Raw genomic sequence first — 16245 nt, forward strand, 5'->3', positions numbered from 1 at the left:
GAGGGATGGATGGCGGAGACACCGAAACTTGGTGTTCCTGAACTGGGAGGCGTCGACTTTGCCATGCTGAGACGGGCATTGGCATTGGGATGGCGGGATTTTCGTGCCAAGCCGGGATATGGGCTGGCATTTTCATTGTTCTATGTTCTGGCGGGCTGGTTCATGGCCTGGTTGACGGTTAAGACCGGCCAGACCTACTGGCTGGTGTTTGCCGCGATTGGCTTTCCTCTGATCGGGCCGTTTGCAGCGGTGGGCTTGTACGAGGTTTCGCGGCGGCTTGAACAAGGACGCGCGATGGACTGGTACGCGATTTTCGGGGTGATTGGCCGGCAGGGCAAACGGCAGTTGCCTTCGATCTGTGCGGTGGTGATCGTGATTTTCCTGTTCTGGTTCTTTCTCGCCCACATGATCTTTGCGCTATTCCTTGGTCACGCGACGATGACCAATGTGTCGTCTTCAATCGACGTTTATCTCACGTCCAACGGGCTGACGATGCTGGCCTTCGGGACAGCAGTGGGCGGCGCCTTTGCGCTGTTGCTCTACATGATCACGGTGATCTCATTGCCGCTTTTGCTGGATCGCGAGGTGGATTTCGTGACCGCGATGATCACCAGCTTCCAGTCGGTCAGCGAGAACTTTGTGCCGATGATGATCTGGGCCGCCCTGATTGCCGGCATGACCTTTGCCGCCATGCTTCCGGGCTTTCTAGGGCTGTTCCTGGCGATGCCTTTGCTGGGACATGCGTCCTGGCATCTCTATTCGCAGATGGTCGAGGCGGGCGCGCTTGAGGCGGTCGAAGAGGGCGAACTGGCCTAAGGCCTATTCGTCCCGTCCCATCGCGCGCAGGGCCTTGTGCAGGTCTGCTGCGCGGGCGTCACCCTGTTCCAGTGCAAAGACATAGGCATGGGTCAGATAGAAGCCGCGTGCTTCTTCCGTATTCGCCTGTGCGGCGGCTTCTGCATAAAGCGTGACAAGGGCAGGGCCATCGCCTGCTACGTGGGCCGCAAGCAGGCGATGATCAAGGCTGTCGGTGCTCATTCGGCGGCTTGCGCCGGGGTGCGGTGGGCTTCGATGCGGCCTGCCACCCATTCGTGGAAGCAGTGGGTCGGGCCGTCCATGGCGGGCGAGAAGCGACCACCGTCAAAGCCAACTGCGTGCCGGCCCTTCTGCATACCTTCGACGACGAAGATGTCTTCCTCGAAGACGGTTTTCCACATCTGCGTGTTGGTGGCGCGCAGGGTGTCGTCGGTCGTGGGCGTCGCATAGTAGAGGTGGATGTGTTCAACAGTGTTTTCGGTGTCGACAGGTTCCAGCACGATGGCAAAGGCGTGGTCGCGCTGTGCGCCCAGAAGGACGTTGGGGTAGACGGCGATGTATTCTGCGCCTTCGTCCCATTGCGAGGACAGCCCTTCGAAGTCGGGGAAGGTTTCACCGCTGGCGCCCTTGAGCTGTCGATAGACGAGGGTGCCCTGACCGGAATACTTGCCCAACTCGTTGATATTGTAGTGATCTTCAAGGCGCGAGTAGCTGTTCAGACCGGGGTGAACCCACGGCAGGTGATAGCTTTCGCAGTAGTTCTCGACGGCCAGTTTCCAGTTGGTGTTCACTTCGAGACGGAACTTGCTGTCAGCGCCGCCGTGATAGACCGGCTTTTCAAACTCGCTCCACCGTTGAAGCAGGTCGGCGTGGACCTCTTCGAAGGCAGGGGCATCGCCCGAGATGTTGATGAAGACCACGTCGCGCCAGATGTGGCTGCGCACTTCGCGAAGGCCAAGTTCGTTGCGGTCCATGGCTTCGTGCTTGTTCTGGCCCGGGCCACCTACGTGTGGGGTGGTGACGAGGCGACCGTCGGTGGCGTAGCACCAGGAGTGATAGGGGCAGCGGATGGCGCCTTCGATCTTGCGGGGCTCTTCGACAAGGATCATGCCGCGATGTCGGCAGGTGTTGTAGAAGACACGCACCACGCCTTCCTTGTCGCGGATCAGAAGGAGCGGCATGCCGAGGAAAGACATCGGGATCGCGTCGCCCTGTTCCGGGACATCGGATGCGACGGCGAGGCCCGACCATGTCGAAAAGAGGACAGCCTTCTTTTCTTCTTCGAAGTGGGCAGGGTCGATGTAATGCGCGTTCGACAAACCGAGCGCCGTTTCAACGGGGCGCCGGACGGCGGAAAGGTCTTGCTGATCCATGGCTGTCTCCTGATTCTGTCTGAACAGATTAGGGCAGGCGCAAAAATCCGTTTGCCCACAGGCGACCCGGTTTGACACATGGCGACACCTTGGGCGGTGTCGGCTGGCGGATTTATCAGGCGAAGGGGCGGTCGAGTTGCAGCAGCTTGCGATGGTAGGGGAACAGTTCCTCGGGGCTACAGAAGCCGACCGAGCGCGCAGCCTCGAGGATTGCGCCAGTGTTGTTTCCAAGGTGTTCATAGACCAGACGGGCCGCCCGGCGACCGTTGATCGTTTCGCGGACGGTGCGCGTGGCATAGCCGATCCAGTAGTGGTTCTGGAACGAGGCGACGCGGCTGAGATAGTTGAACGAAGTTGCCATTGTTGCCTTGTGTGACACCAACGCGGCAACGCCGTCTTCCTGGGGCAGGACAACACCACGGAATTCGCGTGTCTCAGGGTCGGTCGGCAGACCCTGCTGACGCATGGCTTCCTTGGCTTCGTAGCCGCGGATGAACGTATGTTGATCGTTGCGGAACACATAGATCAGGCCGATGATGATGAGATCTGACTCGGTAAAGCTTCGGCGTGAGAACCGGTAAAAGCCGTCCGGAAAGATATCCTGCGGGATGTCGGTCATGCCGGTGCCGACGTAATCCTTGATCAGCGGATGATTGAGAACACCGCGTTCGGTTGCGAGGCTGTCGATCGGTTCCAGCAGAATGCGGGCATCGACGTTGAAGAACGTGCAGATGCGGTAAAGGACGTCGGGGCGCGGAAAGCTCTCGCCGGAGAGGTAGCGGTTGAACTGGGTGCGGTTGATGCCGAGTTCACGGCAGAGTTGGGAGACAGAGGGAAAGGTGTCAGCAAGAACGCGCAGGTTGGCGCCGAACATCTTGCGAAGCTCGGCCGGATTGACCTGATTTTCCTGTCCACTTGCGTTGATATTCAATGCTGTCTCCGCGCGTGCTTTCATCAATTTATACCACATGATGCTGGTTTGCGTCATGTGCTTTGGAGGGGCTGTTGCGGTATCGCGTCAGCCTGATGCAGTTTCGCATCTAGAGTGTGTGAAGTCGACACAATTCCGCACAGGTAGACGCCCAAATTTTCATGTCCTGACGTCGGTTTCTTTGGGAAACTTTGATTAACCGCAAAAAGGAGTTCGTTCTCAAATGCTTGGCGTAGTTCTGTGGAGCGACAACACTGAAAACACGGCTGTCATCTGGTGCGAAGATCACGGTGAACTGGCGTACTTTAGCGGCAGTCAGGGGCTTCCTATCGGGGATGTGACGCTGGATGCAGGCGATTTGATTCAGTTTGACTTGAAACAGCAACAGAATCTTCGCGTGGTCCAAAACCCGCGTCGGGTGTTTCAAGCGGCCTATTCTGGACTGGCAGAGCGTCTTGTGGAGGCTGACGCAGAAGGGCAGCAGCGCATGGTGAGCGCGGCCGAAAACCTGCCGTTTGGACCTTCAAACGTTATTCCGTTTACGCGAAAGCGCACCAGAGAACGCGCGGGCGAGCGCGTCGCGGTTTAAAGGATACTCACGGGGGGCAAAGAAAAAGGGGGCCGAAAGGCCCCCTTGCTCGTTTCATGATAGGCTTGACGTTACTCGGCACCGCGCGACAAAGCGGCCACGCCGGTGCGGGCGACCTCGACAAGGCCCAGAGGGCGCATCAGGTCGGCAAAGGCATCGATCTTTTCCGAGGTTCCGGTGATCTCGAAGACAAAGCTCTCAAGCGTGCTGTCGACAACGTTGGCGCGGAAGATGTCGGCCAGGCGCAAGGCCTCGACGCGCTTGTCACCGGAACCGGTCACCTTGAGCAGGCCCAGTTCACGTTCGACGGCAGGGCCTTCGACGGTGAGGTCGTGGACCTCGTGTACCGGTACGATGCGGCCCAGTTGCGCCTTGATCTGTTCGATGACCTGCGGGGTGCCCTTGGTCACGATGGTGATGCGCGACTGGTGGCCGTGATGGTCGACTTCGGCCACGGTCAGGCTTTCGATGTTGTAGCCACGCCCCGAGAACAGGCCGATGACGCGGGCAAGAACGCCCGGTTCGTTATCAACCAATACCGCGAGGGTGTGGGATTCCTGAACATCCGAGAAGTTCGGGCGCAGGTTATACGCCGAATGTTTCGACGAGCCTTTTTTGATTTTTAGAGCAGCCATCTTTCTTCTCCTTACACCAGAACCGCGCCGCCGGCTTCGATTGCGCCCTGCGTCGAGGCTTCGCCCAGAAGCATTTCGTTGTGCGGCTTGCCCGACGGGATCATCGGGAAGCAGTTTTCGTGCTTTTCAACCAGACAGTCGAAGATCACCGGACCGTCGTGATTGATCATCTCCATGATCGCATCATCGAGGTCGTCGGGGTTGTCACAGTAGATACCCTTGGCACCAAAGGCTTCGGCGAGCTTGACGAAATCGGGCAGGGCTTCGGACCAGCTGTGCGAATAGCGTTCGCCGTGCAGCAGTTCCTGCCACTGGCGGACCATGCCGAGGCGTTCGTTGTTCAGGATGAACTGTTTCACCGGCAGGCGGAACTGAACCGCGGTGCCCATTTCCTGCATGTTCATCAGCCACGAGGCTTCACCGGCCACGTTGATCACGAGGCTGTCGCGGTGTGCCATCTGAACACCGATGGAGGCGGGGAAGCCATAGCCCATGGTGCCGAGGCCACCGGAGGTCATCCAGCGGTTCGGATCTTCGAAACCGAGGTACTGGGCGGCCCACATCTGGTGCTGGCCGACTTCCGTGGTGATGTAGCGATCGTGGTCCTTGGTCAGGGCCTCAAGGCGCTGCAGCGCGTATTGCGGCTTGATGATCTTGCCTTCCTGCTTGAAGGACAGGCAGTCAACCTCGCGCCACTTGTCGATCTGGGCGTGCCACTTGGCGAGACCTTCCTTGTTGGTCTTGCGGCCGCGGGCCTTCCAGACCTTCAGGATGTCTTCCAGAACGTGGCCAACATCACCCACGATCGGGATGTCAACGCGGATCACCTTGTTGATCGACGAGGGGTCGATGTCGATGTGGGCTTTTTTCGAATTCGGGCTGAAGGCGTCGATCAGGCCGGTGATCCGATCGTCGAAACGCGCGCCGACGTTGATCATCAGGTCACAGTCGTGCATCGCCATGTTGGCCTCGTAGAGACCGTGCATGCCCAGCATGCCGAGCCAGTTCTTGCCCGATGCCGGATATGCACCGAGGCCCATCAGTGTCGAGGTAATCGGAACGCCGGTTGCCTCAACCAGTTCACGCAGCAGCTGCGATGCCGCGGGGCCCGAGTTGATGACGCCGCCACCGGTATAGAAGACCGGGCGTTCCGCCTGTTCCAGCGCTTCGACGAGTTCGGTGATCGACTCGATGTCGCCCTTCAGCTGCGGCTGGTAGTTCGACGTGTTGGTGGCCTGCGGTGCAGTGTATTCGGCGCTGGCGAACTGAACATCTTTGGGGATGTCGATCAGAACCGGACCCGGACGGCCCGAGCGCGCGACGTGGAAACCCTGGTGGATGGTTTCCGCGAGGGTTGCGGTGTCCTTGGCCAGCCAGTTGTGCTTGGTGCAGGGGCGGGTGATGCCGACGGTGTCTGCTTCCTGGAAGGCGTCCGAGCCGATCATGAAGGTCGGAACCTGGCCTGAGAGAACAACAATCGGGATCGAGTCGAGCAGGGCGTCGGTCAGGCCGGTCACAGCGTTGGTTGCACCGGGGCCAGAGGTCACGAGGGCAACGCCAACCTTGCCGGTCGAGCGGGCATAGCCCTCGGCGGCGTGAACTGCACCCTGTTCGTGGCGCACCAGAATGTGGCGAATATCGTTCTGCTGAAAGATCTCGTCATAAATGGGTAGGACAGCCCCGCCGGGATATCCGAACACCGTGTCCACACCCTGATCCTTGAGGGCCTGAACCACCATTCTCGCTCCGGTCATCTGACGTGTCATCTGTTTCTCCATCTACAACGTCACAAAATCATTCACACAAAAAAGCCCCCGATCGTCTGACGGGGGCGCATGGGGTACCGTTATGGTGTCCGTTACCGGCCCATGCGCCATTTTCCCACGACTACGACTAGAGTGTTCATCGGTTGGTCCTTCTTGCGTCGGGCCGGACATTATGAGCGTGACGCGGGGGCGTCAACCGCGAAATCTTTCTGCGGGCGCAAAAGTTTCTCAAATAGTGTCCGGATGGGGGTGAAATCTTTGCATTTATTGCGCTTGGCGGGGTTCCGGCGGACATATGACGTAAAAGGGAGGCCGCAATCCGTGATTTAGCCACGGACATAGGCGCCTCTGTTCCGGGGATTCGTCTGGATATGCAAACAGCATCGCAGGTCGCGGCGCGGAGGGGTACCAGTTCTGTCGGGGTGTGTGGGGCGCGTCAGAGGCTGACGCCCGTGCCTTGAAGAACACCGTGTTCCATCGCGTAACGGGTCAGACCCGCGGTTGAAGAAATGCCAAGCTTGCGCTTGATGTTCTTGCGGTGGGTTTCGACGGTACGCACCGAGATATTCAGGACGAGGGCAACTTCCTTGTTCGACTTGCCCTGAGCCAGTTGCAGAAGCACCGTTTGTTCCCGGCTGGTCAAAGGTTCGCGCTCGTCCATGTCGGAAGGTTCGAGCGAGCCTTTGGCACCGGTACAGAGATAGCGTTCCCCGCGCATGACCGTGTCGATGGCCGTCTTGATCTCGTCGGTGGGAACGTCCTTCAGAATGTATCCAACCGCGCCGTGGCTGAGGGCGGTCGAGATATATTCTGGGCTGTCGTGCATGGTCAGAATCAGGATGCGGGTATCGGGATTGGCTTCGAGAAGCATCTCGGTTGCGGTTAGGCCGCCGATCTCGGGCATGTTGAGATCCATCAGGATCACGTCGGGAGACAGGGTCTTCATTTGATCCACCGCTTCGCGTCCATTGGTCAGGGTGCCAACGACTTCGATGTCGTTAAAGCTCTCCAGCACGGACTGGATGCCTTCCGCCACCATCGGGTGATCATCGACGATTACAACTCTGACCGGGGTGCTCATGCACTTGCCTTTCTTTTGTCTGGCGACAGCTCTTCGGGCGGAAGGATGTGGCTCAGAGGAACTTCAGCTACGATAATGGTTCCTGACCGGCTCGAAAAGATGCGTAGGGTTCCATCGAGCTGTTCAACCCGTTCCTGCATATTGCGCAGGCCAAGGCCCGACTTGGCGCTGTTGTTCTTGTCTTGCGGAATACCGGTGCCGTCATCGGCGATGCGTAGCGTCGCGCCGCGTTTGTGGCCACGAACGTCGATGGTGACGGTCGATGCATTGGCGTGACGTTCGATATTGGTGAGCGCTTCCTGGGCGATCCGGTAGAGGGCGTTCTTGGCGTTGTGATCCAGACGGTTGCGGAACACAACGGTGTGAAACTCGGTCTTGATACCGGTGCGGGTGGCGAAATCGTCGGTCAGGGCCTTCAGGGCCGGGCCAAGGCCAAGATCGTCAAGCACGCCGGGGCGCAGGTCGCGGCTGATACGGCGCACTTCCTGAATGGCGCCTGAGAGATGATCAATGCCCTTGTCCAAAGTGTCCTTGGCGCGATCGTCGCCCGAAGCAAACCGTCTTCGCGCGCTGTCGAGTGCGTAGCGGACCCCGACGAGAATCTGGCTGATGCCGTCATGCAGTTCACGCGCCACGCGGCCGCGTTCTTCTTCCTGTGCATCAAAGACCCGCTGGGTGAGTTCCTTGAGCTTGGCATCGGCAAGGCGGCGTTCGCGGATGTTGATGACGAGGCCTGACATGAAAACCAGCAATAGTGCAGCGACGGTGATGGCTAGGATATAGGCAGAGGTGCGACGTACGCGGCTTTCGACCTCGGCGCGTGAGGCGGCGACGGTTTCGAGAACATCGTCGATGAAGATGCCGGTGCCAATGGCCCATTGCCAATCCTGTAGCCCGACAACATAGGTCACCATACGTGCGGTCTCGCGGGTGGAGGGCTTGGGCCAGTCATAAGTGTGGTAGCCGCCGCCCTGGCGGGCAATCTGGATCAAGTTGTCTGTGATGGCTGTGCCGTTCTGATCTTCCAGGCCGGTCCAATTCTTGCCGATGAGATAGGTCTGCCGTGGACTGACGAGGTTGTTGCCGTCGTAGTCGAAAACGAAGAAATAGCCATCCTGGCCATAGATCATGGACGCCAGTACCTGCGTTACGGCAAGTTTTGCCTGTTCATCATCGGGGGCGGCGCGGCCGTATATGTTCACGAAGGCCGTGCGCGCGATCGAGATGTAGTTTTTCAGTTCGGCTTTCTTGGCTTCGATCAACTGGATTTCCAGCGCCTTGATCTCGCGTTCGGCGAGTTGCCGGGACTGGTTGGCCACAAGGATCGAAATTGCCGCAACCGCCAGAACGAGCGGAAGGGTCGCAAGCAAAAACAGCTTTTGCCCGTAGGACAGGCGAAGATGCGAAAGAAAGTGGCGCATTCGTGATTCGTAGCGTGGATCGGATCGCGAATCCTAGGGGGGAAATTGAAATTTTCGACCCAAGGTCTTCCCTATGCGTAGTTCTACTGAAGAACCGGGGGCGAAAAGTGGGGTCTCAGCGTAGTTTCTACGCAGTACTAGGTATTCCAAGTTACAAATACCAAAGCTAGGCTCGTGGAACTTGCAACGATCCGTCCGCATGCCGCCAAGAGCATGACGGGCTGTACTAATTCTGGGAGGAAGAACTCTATGGATCGTCGTTCTTTTCTGAAAACTTCGGCAATGGGCGGTGCAGCCGCTGCAGCGACCACTCTGGCCGCACCGGCATATGCCACCGGCAAACGCACCCTGACGATGGTGACCACCTGGGGTCGCGGTCTGGCAGGCGTGTTTGACGCGGCTCAGCGTTCGGCCGACACCATCACCGCAATGTCGGACGGCATGCTGACCGTCGACGTGAAAGCGGCTGGCGAACTGGTTGGCGCCTTCGAAGTATTCGACGCTGTGACCGCAGGTCAGGCAGACATGTATCACGCGGCTGACTATTATTTCGTAGGCCAGCACCCCGGTTATGCGTTCTTCACCTCCGTGCCCTTCGGCATGTCGGCGCAGGAACTGGCAAACTGGTACTACCACGGTGGTGGTATGGCGATGCACGACGAGCTGGGCGAAATCTTTGGCCTGAAGTCGTTCATCGGCGGCAACACCGGTGCACAGGCCGGCGGCTGGTTCGCCAAGGAAATCTCGGGTCCGGAAGACTTCAACGGTCTGAAGTTCCGTATGCCGGGTCTGGGCGGTAAAGCCCTTGGTAAGCTGGGTGCATCGGTACAGAACCTCCCGGGTTCGGAAGTGTACCAAGCGCTGGCATCGGGCGCCATCGATGGCACCGAGTGGATCGGCCCCTGGGCTGACGAAAAAGCCGGTTTCCAGGAAATCACCAAGTTCTACTACACTGCTGGTTTCCACGAGCCTGGCGCGGCACTGTCGGTTGCGACCAACCGCGAAGTCTTTGACTCGCTGTCGCCGGCACACCAGAAGATCATCGAGATCGCTTCGGCCGAAACCCACCAGTGGAGCCTTGCACAGTTCCTCAACAACAACGGTGCAGCGCTGCAGCGTCTGCAGTCGGCAGGCGTGAAAACCCTGCAATTCCCGGACAGCGTCTGGGATGCCTTCGGTAAGGCTTCGGCAGAAGTACACGCCGAGAACATGGGCGACGAGATCTACAAGAAGATCTACGACAGCTACCAGGCATCGATGAAAGCATCGTCGGGCTGGATTCAGAAGTCGGAAGGCGCGTATCGCGCGCAACGCGACCGCGTTCTGGGCTAATCCAACCCTCTGACGCATTTAAGGCCCTCCGAACCCGTTTCGGGGGGCCTTTTCAAAAGTCGCGACAGCGCACCTCATGAAAACAATAAGGGGATGAGGGATCATGCTGGACGCAATCGTCTGGTTTTTCACCAATATCGGCCAAGCCTTCGTGAACTTCGGGTATGCGATCACGCATCCGGGGCTTTGGCTTTCGTGGATCGGTGGTCTGGACACTGTTGAGGACAAGCAGGCGCTCATGCGCTTTGTCTACTATGGTGGCTCGACCGAGTTCTTTTTCGTTATCTTCACTGCGTTCCTGATTTTCACGGCCATCGGGCTGTGGCGTGCCAGCTTTATGTGGGGGTGCGTACGGGTTCTGGAGACATTCGCCAATTCGGTGGGCCGCTTCTTTGCATGGGCCGGCCTTTTGATGGTTCTGCAGCAGATCGTGATCGTCTTTATGCAGCGGATCTTTACCGTTGCCGAGATTTCGCTGATCTGGAATGTCGACTTCCTGACGCATGACGTGAGCTGGTGGGCGGAGGAGCTTAAACTCTACAACGCCATGATCGTGTGCATGTGTGCGACCTACACCTTTGTTCAGGGCGGCCACGTACGTGTTGACCTGGTCTATTCGGTGGTGTCCTACCGCGTGAAAAAGATCATCGACATGTTCGGTTCGATGGTCTTCATGCTGCCGGCGGCGGTGCTGACCTGGATGTACGGCTGGTTCTTCATGTGGCGTCACCTCGTCACTCCGAAGGTCTCGGCCAGTGACAAGGTCGAACTGCTTATGCGCAAGGCGCGCATTCTCAAATGGAACGTCGAAACCATCGGTTTCTCACCTAATGGCTTTAACGCTTACTTCCTGTTCAAGATCCTCCTGGTCTGCTTTGCGGCCATGGTGTTCCTGCAGGCGATTGCCTTCTTCTACCGCTCGCTTCTCGAGCTGCGCGAAGGCAAGGCAAGCGAAGGCAGGTATCTCGACCGCGACACGCTGGGCGAGGGTGAAGAAGCCTATGAAGGCACGCACTGAGGTAAGGGGCAGAAACAATGCTATTTGGACTTGATGGGGTCGAAGTCGGCCTGATTATCGTCTTTCTTTGCCTCTTCGGGGGTATTCTGTCGGGCTTCCCGGTGGCCTTTGCCATCGGCGGCGCGGGGGTGATCTCTTTCGGGATCATTGCTGCTCTGGACAGCGCCGGCATTCTTATTCACCAGGCCATCGACACGTCGTCGGCCATGTACGCGGACCTGATCTCGCAAGGGATCAAGCCAGATGCCATATCGGTATTCCGATACCCGGAGTTGCCACGCATTGACGAGGCGATCTTCCCGGGTGGCTGGGAAAAGGCGATGGACCGCAACCTTTCGTTCATCGTGAACCGTATGAACGAGCGGGTGATCGCGGGGGCGTCGATTGAAACCCTTCTGGCGGTTCTGATGTTCGTTCTGATGGGTATCACGCTGGAGCGTTCCAAGATCGCGAACGAACTCCTGACCACGATGGCGCGTGTCTTTGGCCCGCTGCCGGGCGGTCTGGCCGTTTCGGTTGTGGTTGTGGGCGCGTTCCTCGCGGCGTCGACGGGTATCGTTGGGGCAACGGTTGTGACCATGGGCCTCTTGTCGCTGCCCACCATGTTGCGTAACGGCTATTCGCCGCAGCTTGCAACCGGTGTGATCGCAGCTTCGGGCACGCTGGGACAAATCATTCCCCCCTCTATCGTGATCGTTCTGCTTGGGACGCTTGCAGGTGACCTGTATTCGACCGCACAGGAAGAACGTGCACAGCTTGCAGGCTGTTCGGATGCTTTGACCTATCTGGGTGAGCCGGCGGTTGTTTCTGTTGGTACGCTGTTCCAGGCGGCACTCATTCCGGGGATCATGCTGGCGGTTCTTTACGGCCTCTATGCCTTTGGCTTTGCCTTCCTGAACCCGAGCAAGGCACCGGCGGTACAGTTGGGGTCGTCGAACAGTGAACCGATTGGTCGTTCGCATGGCCTGACCTGGTTCCTTGGTGTACCGGCGGCGATTGTCGTGGTCTTCATCGGGCTGAGCAACGTTGGCATCATTGGCAACCAGGAAGTCACCGTTGAAAGCTTCTCGGATGCCGGTCAGACGGCAAGTCTGCGGACCAAGGTCGGTGACCAGTGTAAGGCGTCGATGATTGACCTGCATGGTCAGGAGGCCTGGGATACGGCTGTGGCCGAGCAAGCCGAGATCGATGCGGCCGGTGGTGTTCAGGAAGCGCGTGCTTTGACAGATGAAGAACGTCAGGCGGCCTATCTTGAGAAGCTGGCCAATGCCGCGCCGATCGGGTCGGGTCTTGGGATCGGCTTCCTGCTGCTGGCCTTTGTTCTGACCACTGCACGTGGGGTCGGACCGTCGCGTGACACGCGCCCGCTGATGATTGGTGGTGCGGGTATCGTGGTGGCCTTGCTGGTCGATGCCCTGTTGATCACGCCGGAAACCACGCCGGGCATGACGCTGGTTCTGATCGCACTGCCGCTGGCAGCGACGCTCTATGGCTGTCGTTATGCGGCTGGCCTGTTGGGGCAGAACGAACTGCTGCGCGTTGTGTTCCCACCGCTGGTTCTGATCATTGCGGTGCTGGGTTCGATCCTTGGCGGTATCACCAACCCGACGCCGGCAGCGGCGCTTGGGGCAGGCGGCGCGATCATGCTTGCAGCCTATCGCAAGCTGCATGATCAGGAGAAATCCGGCGCGATCATCATCTGGGCCACGTTCGCGATCATCATCATGATCCTGGTGGGTGTGAACTTTGACCTGCGGGTGAATATCGAAGGTGTGACCACCGAGAACTGGATCGCGTTCATCGTTGCCAAGCTGGCCTACCTGTTCGCGATGTTCGGTATTCTCTACGGCTGCTGGGTGTTGTTCCGTGGCAAGGTTCTGACGCCGATTGTTCGGGAAACCGCGAAGGTGACTTCGATGGTGTTCACCATCCTGATCGGTTCGCAGCTTCTGAACCTGGTGGTAATCTCCTTTGGTGGCGAGCACTATATCCAGCAGTTCCTGCGGTCCTTCGACAACGAGTTCACGGTCTTCCTGATCGTGATGCTGGTGCTGTTCGTGCTGGGCTTCGTGCTCGACTTCCTCGAGATCATCTACATCGTGATCCCGATTGTCGGGCCGGTGATCTATGGCTCCTACTTCGATCCGAAGTGGGTGACCATTATGATCGCGGTGAATCTCCAGACTTCGTTCCTGACACCGCCCTTCGGCTTTGCGCTCTTCTATCTCAGGGGGGTGGCTCCGAAGGAGGTGACGACCGGACACATCTATCGCGGGATCATTCCCTTCGTGCTGATCCAGGTCGTTGGGCTCGCGATACTCTGGTACTTCCCGTCGATCGTGACGATCCTTCCGGATCTGATCCCGAACTGACGCGCGTTGAAAAAAGACTTAAAGGCCGCCCCGACGTTGGGCGGCCTTTTTCGTATCGACGGCCGGAATATTGAAATCCGGGCGAAAGGGCGTACCTTGTGGGCATGTCGAAAGTTGTGTCGAACAAAACGATTTTGCCAGCGGGAGGAGGGGCCTTTGACCTGCCCAACCTGTCGGTTGGGATCTTTCTGAACGACCAGCCGTCTCACAGGTTTGCCCATGGATCCAAGCTGTCCGTTCATAAACCGCTGTCTCGCAACCAAGGCTGGATTTTGCCCGCTGGCAGCGATGGTATCTGCGAATACGACGACGAGCTTGAGTTCGTGATGGTCAATATCGACGACGGTATTGCGGCGGAATTCGGGCTTGGAAAGGCGTTCGAGTTCGATCCGATTATCGGCGATATCGATCCCCTGTTGTTGAACCTGAGCCTGACGGCAAGCACGGCGCTTGGGGCAGGGACGCTTTATCGCGAAACGATGCAGCGGGCGCTGGCGGCACAGATCGTTGAGACTATCAAGCCCGCGCCGGAGTGGCATGCGGGGATCGAGGATGCGCGGCTGCGCAAGGTGCTCGACTATATCCATGACAATCTGGCCGAAGACCTGTCGTTGTCGGGAATGGCCGATATTGCCGCGATGAGCGCGACGCATTTTGCCAAGGCGTTCAAGAAAGAGGTCGGATCATCGCCCTTGCAATACGTGATTGCGGCGCGGCTTGAGCTGGCCTCGGTGCTGTTGAAGACATCGGAACTGACGGTGGCCGAGGTCGCCTGGCGGGTTGGCTATCAGGATCTGAGCCGGTTTGGACAGCATTTCAAACGCAAGTACGGTGCCACGCCTGCTGCGTTTCGGGCGGGATAGACCCGCCCGAACCTATCGAAATCACTTCGATGCCGCGCGTTCGCCAGCGAGGCCCACAAGCGCCCGGTCTCCGGTTTCCCAAAGGGCGGTCATGGTGAGGGATGTCACGACCCAGCGGTCGCCCTGTTCCTCAAGCACATAGGAATAGCGGCCACCCAGAACCCAGAGACCGTCGTCGATGCGGTGTGTCGCGGTAAAGTCGGCCTCGGCCGTGGCCCTGCCGTCCTTTTGGGAGGTAATGGTGTGGTTGGTCACCATGTGGTGGGTGCTGTCGAATCCGGGCAGGAAACCCGCCCATGCGCCGACAAGGGCGTCGGTGGGTTGGGTGATCGCATCACCACCCCAGAGGCTTGAGTAATCGGTGGTGACCGTATCTGCAAAGGCGGCACGTACGCGGGACCAGTCGTGGCGATCCGCACCGGCTGCGATGTCGGTGATGGACCGCGAGATTTCAGTTGGATTTGCCATGGCGGCTCCGGCAATGAGAGTTGCGGCGCAAAGCGTTGAGAGAAAGGCTCGGGCCATTGTGTTGCTCCTGTGAAGGGGTGGCACCGGCGATGTGGGCCGGTGCCTTTGGGGCAAGATCAGCTTTCGATCTCGGCGCGGAAGTGCGTGGCCACGGTGTCGGCGGCGCGTTTGACGTCTTCAGGGTTGTCGTAGAAGTCAAACTGGGTCACGCCCTCGAGCCATTGCATGGTGGCGTCACCGGCAAAGCCGTTCAGGAAGGTGCGGACACCCTGCGGAATGGCGGCGCTTTCCGAGTGGACGATGGCCAGCGGTTTATCCAGGCGCTGCGGATTGTCGGCAGGGTGGTAGGTGAGCCAGCCTTCCCAACCGGCGTTGTTCCACTGGTTGTCATACTCGGGGATCGCACCGCGGTCGGCCTCGTAATAGTAGCCGCCAATGGGCATCAGCACGCCTTCGGCCCCTTCGGGACCGGCGGCAGGGATGATCTGGCCGCCTGCGGCTTCGGCAGCTTGCGAGACCGAGATCAGGCCCTTGACGCCTTCTTCTCCACCGTAGACGGCCTCGACAATGCCTTCGTCCTGCAACCACGGGGCAACAAGGCCGATGCGTTGCACAAGCCCGTTCCCGGCAACCGCATCCACCATGTAGCCGGCGGATGCGCAGATGCCGAGACCGTTGATCTGGCTGGCATCCACTTCGGGCAGGGTGGCGACGGTTTCAAAAGCCGCGCGGATGTCCGAGGTTTTGGCTGCCGGGCTTTCGACAAACCGTACGTTCTGCGGCAGGTCGCCGGATTTGCCCCATCCACGGAAATCGAAGGTGAAGGCGGCGAAACCACGTTCCACCATCTCGCGGGCGTAGTTGGCGGGCATCTGTTCCTGAACCGAGGTCCAGGCGCCGGTGACGACGACGACCGGAAGAGGCGCGCCTTCGTGGCCTTCGGGCAGGTAGAGGGTGCCGGAGAGGGTGGCGCCTTCGTTTTCGAAGGTAACGCTGCGGGTTTCAATGTCGGCGATTGCGGTGGTGGCCATGAGGGCGGCCGATGCGCTCAGGGTGGTGAGTTTCATGTGTCTTCTCCATCATGCGATTGGTGAACCTGTGATGAAAAGAAGATGCGGGATCGGGCCTTGGATTTGAGGCGCGATTCCTGTCATTGGCTATGCGATTCTTGTGTTTGTTCAGGCGTTGGCCTTGAGTTGCAGAAGATCCCAGCGGTTGCCGAAAGGATCGCGCCAGACGGCAACCGTGCCATAGGCCTCATAGCGGGGGGCTTCTTCGAAATGGACACCGGCCTTGACCATGGCCGCATGGTCGCGTGCGAAATCGTCCGTATGCAGGAAAAGGCCGACCCGTCCGCCGAACTGGTTGCCGATGGCGGCCTCTTGATCGAACCCGTCCGCCTGTGCCAGCAGGATGTTGGTTTGGGCATCTCCGTCAGGCGCGATCACGACCCATCGTTTGCCATCTTCCAGCGGCAGGTCTTCACGCAGGTCAAAGCCCAGCGTGTCGACATAGAAGGCAAGGGCACTGTCATAGTCGGGCACGACCAGCGAGAAGGCATGAAGGTGTCGGGGCATGGG

The 16245-nt window shown here is 58.9% G+C and carries 16 protein-coding genes; 6 read left to right on the forward strand and 10 right to left on the reverse strand.

What is annotated here, in order from left to right; translation table 11 throughout:
• Nucleotides 1-9: 9 nt before the first annotated feature.
• Nucleotides 10-816: a DUF2189 domain-containing protein gene (locus ABWV42_RS13645; protein WP_353340628.1), complete on the forward strand. Its 807-nt coding sequence runs from the start codon at nt 10-12 to the stop codon at nt 814-816.
• Between the two features lie 3 nt (nt 817-819).
• Here the strand turns inward: ABWV42_RS13645 and ABWV42_RS13650 are convergent, their stop codons facing one another.
• The 3 genes from ABWV42_RS13650 to ABWV42_RS13660 form a co-directional block, all read right to left on the reverse strand.
• A complete protein-coding gene (locus ABWV42_RS13650; protein WP_353340629.1) occupies nt 820-1038 on the reverse strand; it encodes a hypothetical protein in 219 nt (72 codons plus the stop codon).
• Complete coding sequence (locus ABWV42_RS13655) at nt 1035-2189, reverse strand: aromatic ring-hydroxylating oxygenase subunit alpha (protein WP_353340631.1); 1155 nt, start codon at nt 2187-2189, stop codon at nt 1035-1037. The genes ABWV42_RS13650 and ABWV42_RS13655 overlap by 4 nt, the downstream gene beginning before the upstream one ends.
• Before the next feature lie 115 nt (nt 2190-2304).
• Entirely contained in the window at nt 2305-3120 is an 816-nt protein-coding gene (locus tag ABWV42_RS13660; protein WP_353340633.1) for a helix-turn-helix domain-containing protein, read from the reverse strand.
• A gap of 223 nt (nt 3121-3343) precedes the next feature.
• Between ABWV42_RS13660 and ABWV42_RS13665 the strand changes: the two genes are divergently transcribed.
• Nucleotides 3344-3709 (forward strand): hypothetical protein, encoded by a 366-nt coding sequence (locus ABWV42_RS13665; protein WP_353340634.1) that lies wholly within the window; start codon nt 3344-3346, stop codon nt 3707-3709.
• A 71-nt stretch (nt 3710-3780) separates the two neighbouring features.
• On the opposite strand, the gene ilvN is transcribed toward ABWV42_RS13665, so the two are convergent.
• From ilvN to ABWV42_RS13685, 4 genes are all read right to left on the reverse strand, one after another.
• Nucleotides 3781-4344, reverse strand: coding sequence for an acetolactate synthase small subunit (gene ilvN / locus ABWV42_RS13670; protein ID WP_353340635.1), 564 nt, complete (start codon nt 4342-4344; stop codon nt 3781-3783).
• 11 nt (nt 4345-4355) lie between these two features.
• Nucleotides 4356-6110: an acetolactate synthase 3 large subunit gene (locus ABWV42_RS13675; RefSeq protein WP_353340636.1), complete on the reverse strand. Its 1755-nt coding sequence runs from the start codon at nt 6108-6110 to the stop codon at nt 4356-4358.
• A 436-nt stretch (nt 6111-6546) separates the two neighbouring features.
• Nucleotides 6547-7191: a response regulator gene (locus tag ABWV42_RS13680; protein ID WP_353340638.1), complete on the reverse strand. Its 645-nt coding sequence runs from the start codon at nt 7189-7191 to the stop codon at nt 6547-6549.
• Nucleotides 7188-8612 (reverse strand): cache domain-containing protein, encoded by a 1425-nt coding sequence (locus ABWV42_RS13685; RefSeq protein ID WP_255106147.1) that lies wholly within the window; start codon nt 8610-8612, stop codon nt 7188-7190. Before ABWV42_RS13685 ends, ABWV42_RS13680 begins: the two co-directional genes overlap by 4 nt.
• 249 nt (nt 8613-8861) lie before the next feature.
• Here ABWV42_RS13685 and ABWV42_RS13690 point away from each other — a divergent pair, with 249 nt between their 5' ends.
• The 4 genes from ABWV42_RS13690 (at nt 8862) to ABWV42_RS13705 (ending at nt 14197) form a co-directional block, all read left to right on the forward strand.
• Entirely contained in the window at nt 8862-9944 is a 1083-nt protein-coding gene (locus ABWV42_RS13690; protein WP_255106150.1) for a TRAP transporter substrate-binding protein, read from the forward strand.
• A 103-nt stretch (nt 9945-10047) separates the two neighbouring features.
• Complete coding sequence (locus tag ABWV42_RS13695) at nt 10048-10962, forward strand: TRAP transporter small permease subunit (RefSeq protein WP_353340640.1); 915 nt, start codon at nt 10048-10050, stop codon at nt 10960-10962.
• 17 nt (nt 10963-10979) lie between these two features.
• Nucleotides 10980-13334, forward strand: a complete 2355-nt coding sequence (locus ABWV42_RS13700) for a TRAP transporter large permease (protein WP_353340641.1) — start codon at nt 10980-10982, stop codon at nt 13332-13334.
• A 104-nt stretch (nt 13335-13438) separates the two neighbouring features.
• Nucleotides 13439-14197 carry a helix-turn-helix domain-containing protein gene (locus ABWV42_RS13705; RefSeq protein WP_353340642.1) on the forward strand — a complete coding sequence of 253 codons (759 nt, stop codon included), beginning with the start codon at nt 13439-13441 and terminating at the stop codon, nt 14195-14197.
• 21 nt (nt 14198-14218) lie between these two features.
• On the opposite strand, the gene ABWV42_RS13710 is transcribed toward ABWV42_RS13705, so the two are convergent.
• The 3 genes from ABWV42_RS13710 to ABWV42_RS13720 all read right to left on the reverse strand — a co-directional run bounded on the left by ABWV42_RS13710 (nt 14219) and on the right by ABWV42_RS13720 (nt 16242).
• A complete protein-coding gene (locus tag ABWV42_RS13710) occupies nt 14219-14665 on the reverse strand; it encodes a nuclear transport factor 2 family protein (protein WP_353340643.1) in 447 nt (148 codons plus the stop codon).
• Between the two features lie 116 nt (nt 14666-14781).
• A complete protein-coding gene (locus ABWV42_RS13715) occupies nt 14782-15732 on the reverse strand; it encodes an alpha/beta hydrolase (RefSeq protein WP_353340645.1) in 951 nt (316 codons plus the stop codon).
• A 111-nt stretch (nt 15733-15843) separates the two neighbouring features.
• Entirely contained in the window at nt 15844-16242 is a 399-nt protein-coding gene (locus ABWV42_RS13720) for a VOC family protein (RefSeq protein WP_353340646.1), read from the reverse strand.
• Nucleotides 16243-16245: the final 3 nt, after the last annotated feature.

Origin of the sequence: Pelagimonas sp. KU-00592-HH (assembly GCF_040369695.1) — a bacterium.
In the GTDB taxonomy this organism is placed as follows: Bacteria; Pseudomonadota; Alphaproteobacteria; order Rhodobacterales; family Rhodobacteraceae; genus Shimia.

Coding starts and splice junctions, on each gene's coding strand:
- ABWV42_RS13675 (WP_353340636.1), bottom strand. CDS start 6,110: ATGACACGTCAGATGACCGGAGCGAGAATGGTGGTTCAGGCCCTCAAG.
- ABWV42_RS13720 (WP_353340646.1), bottom strand. CDS start 16,242: ATGCCCCGACACCTTCATGCCTTCTCGCTGGTCGTGCCCGACTATGAC.
- ilvN (WP_353340635.1), bottom strand. CDS start 4,344: ATGGCTGCTCTAAAAATCAAAAAAGGCTCGTCGAAACATTCGGCGTAT.
- ABWV42_RS13665 (WP_353340634.1), top strand. CDS start 3,344: ATGCTTGGCGTAGTTCTGTGGAGCGACAACACTGAAAACACGGCTGTC.
- ABWV42_RS13655 (WP_353340631.1), bottom strand. CDS start 2,189: ATGGATCAGCAAGACCTTTCCGCCGTCCGGCGCCCCGTTGAAACGGCG.
- ABWV42_RS13645 (WP_353340628.1), top strand. CDS start 10: ATGGCGGAGACACCGAAACTTGGTGTTCCTGAACTGGGAGGCGTCGAC.
- ABWV42_RS13695 (WP_353340640.1), top strand. CDS start 10,048: ATGCTGGACGCAATCGTCTGGTTTTTCACCAATATCGGCCAAGCCTTC.
- ABWV42_RS13705 (WP_353340642.1), top strand. CDS start 13,439: ATGTCGAAAGTTGTGTCGAACAAAACGATTTTGCCAGCGGGAGGAGGG.
- ABWV42_RS13685 (WP_255106147.1), bottom strand. CDS start 8,612: ATGCGCCACTTTCTTTCGCATCTTCGCCTGTCCTACGGGCAAAAGCTG.
- ABWV42_RS13650 (WP_353340629.1), bottom strand. CDS start 1,038: ATGAGCACCGACAGCCTTGATCATCGCCTGCTTGCGGCCCACGTAGCA.
- ABWV42_RS13680 (WP_353340638.1), bottom strand. CDS start 7,191: ATGAGCACCCCGGTCAGAGTTGTAATCGTCGATGATCACCCGATGGTG.
- ABWV42_RS13700 (WP_353340641.1), top strand. CDS start 10,980: ATGCTATTTGGACTTGATGGGGTCGAAGTCGGCCTGATTATCGTCTTT.
- ABWV42_RS13710 (WP_353340643.1), bottom strand. CDS start 14,665: ATGGCAAATCCAACTGAAATCTCGCGGTCCATCACCGACATCGCAGCC.
- ABWV42_RS13690 (WP_255106150.1), top strand. CDS start 8,862: ATGGATCGTCGTTCTTTTCTGAAAACTTCGGCAATGGGCGGTGCAGCC.
- ABWV42_RS13715 (WP_353340645.1), bottom strand. CDS start 15,732: ATGAAACTCACCACCCTGAGCGCATCGGCCGCCCTCATGGCCACCACC.